Origin of the sequence: Silanimonas sp. (genome assembly GCF_027531545.1) — a bacterium.
Lineage (GTDB): Bacteria > Pseudomonadota > Gammaproteobacteria > Xanthomonadales > Xanthomonadaceae > Silanimonas.
Genome location: NZ_JAPZSC010000043.1, coordinates 1 through 3175, shown reverse-complemented (window position 1 = coordinate 3175; position 3175 = coordinate 1). Strand labels below are relative to the sequence as shown.

At 65.0% G+C, this 3175-nt stretch carries 4 protein-coding genes and 1 pseudogene; 3 read left to right on the top strand and 2 right to left on the bottom strand.

What is annotated here, in order from left to right; all coding sequences use genetic code 11:
• Positions 1-19: 19 nt before the first annotated feature.
• The 3 genes and pseudogenes from istA to O9280_RS15460 all read left to right on the top strand — a co-directional run.
• A complete protein-coding gene (gene istA, locus O9280_RS15470; protein WP_298344763.1) occupies positions 20-1033 on the top strand; it encodes an IS21 family transposase in 1014 nt (337 codons plus the stop codon).
• Positions 1030-1806: an IS21-like element helper ATPase IstB gene (gene istB, locus O9280_RS15465; protein WP_298344760.1), complete on the top strand. Its 777-nt coding sequence runs from the start codon at positions 1030-1032 to the stop codon at positions 1804-1806. The genes istA and istB overlap by 4 nt, the downstream gene beginning before the upstream one ends.
• A 72-nt stretch (positions 1807-1878) precedes the next feature.
• Positions 1879-2370: pseudogene (locus tag O9280_RS15460) on the top strand (IS3 family transposase); the annotation flags it as partial.
• Positions 2371-2709: 339 nt separating this feature from the next.
• Here O9280_RS15460 and O9280_RS15455 read toward each other — a convergent pair.
• On the bottom strand, positions 2710-3060 hold the full coding sequence (locus O9280_RS15455; RefSeq protein WP_298344757.1) for an integrase core domain-containing protein: 351 nt from the start codon (positions 3058-3060) through the stop codon (positions 2710-2712).
• Positions 3061-3175 (bottom strand): IS3 family transposase (locus tag O9280_RS15450; protein ID WP_298341118.1); only part of this gene is annotated, 115 nt, incomplete at its 5' end.

Below are 3175 nucleotides of genomic sequence, written 5' to 3'. Positions count from 1 at the left end.
CCTTTTGGAGGTCGCCTGGATGCTGAGCCAGGAGGAGTCGGTGGAGATCAAGGTATTGGCCCGTCAGGGCAAAGGGGTTCGGGAGATTGCCCGGGCGCTGGGGCTGTCGCGGAACACCGTGCGGCGCTATCTGCGTGGCAGCGCGTCGACGTATTCGCCGCGCCCGCGTCGGGTGAGCAAGCTCGATCCGTTCGTGGACTACGTGCGTGAGCGGCTGAAGGCCGCGCGGCCGGACGTCATCCCGGCGACGGTGCTGTTGCGCGAGTTGCAGGAGCGCGGATACACCGGCGGCATCAGCCAGCTGAAAGTGCTGATGGCGCCGATGCGGAAGGCCGAGGAGGAGCCGGTGGTGCGTTTCGAGACACCGCCGGGTCGGCAGATGCAGGCCGACTTCACGACGATCCGGCGCGGTCGGGATCGGCTGGTGGCTTTCGTCGCGAGCCTGGGTTACAGCCGGGCGACGTACGTCCAGTTCGGCGAGAGCGAAGCGTTCGAGGCCTGGGAGGCCGGGCTGGTGGATGCGTTCGACTACTTCGGCGGCGTGCCGCAGGAAGTGTTGTTCGACAACGCCAAGCCGGTGCTGCTGGACCGGGACGTTTATGGTCCCGGCCGTCATCGGTGGAACGGATCGATGCTGGCGCTGTCCGAGCGTTTCGGCTTCACACCCCGGGTCTGCCGGCCGTATCGGGCCAAGACCAAGGGCAAGGTCGAGCGGTTCAACGGCTATCTGAAGGGCAGTTTCGTGGTGCCGCTGGGCGCCACGCTGCGATCGGCGGGCTTGTTGCTGGACGTCCCGACCGCCAACCGGGAGGTGCGACGCTGGCTGGACGACGTGGCCAATCGGCGGATTCACGGCACCACCGGCGCGGTGCCCTTTGATCGCCTTGAGGAGGAGCGGCAGCACCTGTTGCCGCTGCCCGAAGGGCACCTGCCGCGGTCGTGGGTGCGCGATACCGTCGCGATGCCGCCGCCGTGGCCGTCGCTGCAGCATCCGCTGTCGATTTATGGCGAGCTGATGGAGGCGTGGGTATGAGCCTGCAGCAGGAGCGGATCCATGCGTTGTGCGAGCAGCTTCGCCTGCCGGGCATCGCATCGGGATGGTCGGGGCATGCCCAGGCGGCGGCGGCGCAGGACGGCGGCTACGCGGACTTTCTGGAGGCGGTGCTGCGCACGGAGATGGCGGCCCGGCAGGAGCGGACACGCCAGACCCTGCTGAAGCTGGCGACCTTGCCGACGGTGAAGACGATCGAGCAGTTCGACTTCGGCTTCGCCAGCGGCGTGTCCAAGGCACAGGTCATGGATCTGGCGGGCTTGGCCTTTCTGGAGCGGCAGGAGAACGTCGTCCTGCTGGGGCCCAGCGGCGTGGGCAAGACGCATCTGGCGATCGGGCTGGCGATGCGTGCCATCCAAGCAGGGATCAAGACGCGCTTCCTGAGCGCGGCCGACCTGATGATCCAGCTGCGATCGGCCAACGCGCAGGGGCGGCTCAAGGAGTACTTCAACCGCGCGGTGCTTGGCCCACGGCTGTTGGTGGTCGATGAGCTGGGCTATCTGCCCTTCGGGCGGGAAGAAGCCAGCCTGTTCTTCAACGTGGTGGCCAAGCGTTACGAGCGGGGCAGCATGGTGCTGACCAGCAACCTGCCGTTTCCGCAGTGGGCAACCGCCTTGGCCGATGACGCCACGCTGACCGCGGCGCTATTGGACAGGCTGCTGCACCACGCCCACATCGTCCAGATCACGGGGGAGAGCTATCGGTTGAAGGACAAGCGGCGAGCTGGGGCCATCAAGGCACGGGGAGCCAACTGAAGTCCCGAGGTGGGTCAGTTTTCAATCGGCGACAACCACGCAAAGTGGGTCAGATTTCGATCGGCGTTGACAGCGAACGAGGTCTGGTCGATGGATTTCGTGTTCGACCGGACGGCGGAGGGACGGTCGTTGAAGTGCCTGACGATCGTCGACGACGCGACGCATGAGGCGGTCGCCGTTGAAGTCGAGCGAGCGATCTCAGGTCATGGCGTGGCACGCGTGCTGGATCGCTTGGCGCTGTCACGCGGCTTGCCGCAGATCATCCGCAGTGACAACGGCAAGGAGTTCTGCGGCAAAGCGATGCTCGAATGGGCGCATCGGCGTGGCGTCCAGCTTCGTCTCATCGAACCGGGAAAGCCGAACCAGAACGCCTATATCGAAAGCTTCAACGGCCGACTGCGCGACGAATGCCTGAACGAGCACTGGTTCCCGAACCTGCTGCAGGCGCGTGCGGTGATCGAAACATGGCGGTGCGAATACAACCAAGAGCGACCGAAGAAAGCCCTCGGCGGAATGACGCCCGAGGCCTATGCGAAGCACCTTGCCGAGGTTCGGCTACAGTAACCCCGGACTCTAAACAGCCCCGCTACTGAAAGCGGGGGGACGTCGCCTCGTGCCAACGCGGCCATCACTACCTGACCTTGGCTGCCGATGCGGACCGGCGCTCGGTCGTGTTCGTTGCCCCGGGCCGTGGCAGCGACACGCTCGGTACCCTGGCCGATCATCTGCGTGCCCATCAAGCCGTTTGAACCGCCCCGGCTTTTCCGGAGGCTGTTTTCATTGAGTCACGCCGCTTTGGCGTAACTGCTGGTTTCGGCGTAGAACGCCGCTTCTGCTTCCGCCGGGGGAATGTAGCCGATCGGCCCCAGCAGTCGTGTAACGACCCAGCGGTTTCTGCTCAGCTCAAGCCGCTAAAGCGTACGCCTCGGCGGGGGTCTTCATGCCGAGCGCCTGGTGCGGTCGGCGGTGGTTGTAGAACTGGATCCAGTCACCGACCACACGCATGGCGTGGCGCTGGTTCTCGAAACGGTGCCGGTGCACGCACTGTTCCTTGAGCGATCGGATCAGGCGCTCGACCATCCCGTTCTGCTGCGGGCAGTGCGGGGTGATGAACTCCTGCTTCAGGCCGTAGCTCCGAACCAGCCGCGTGTAGATGCGGCTGGTGAAGACCAGACCGTTGTCGGAGCGAAGCAGGAAGGGCCTCGGCACCCGTGCCAGGACGCCGTAATGAATCGCCCCGGCTTTCGTGGACACCTAGTTGCCTGAAAGCCCTGCCTGCCTTTCGAACTCTACCGGAGAGACGCCTCCGATCGTTCCGTGTCGGCGTTTCGGGTTGTAGAACATCTCGATGTAATCGAACACGTCGCTC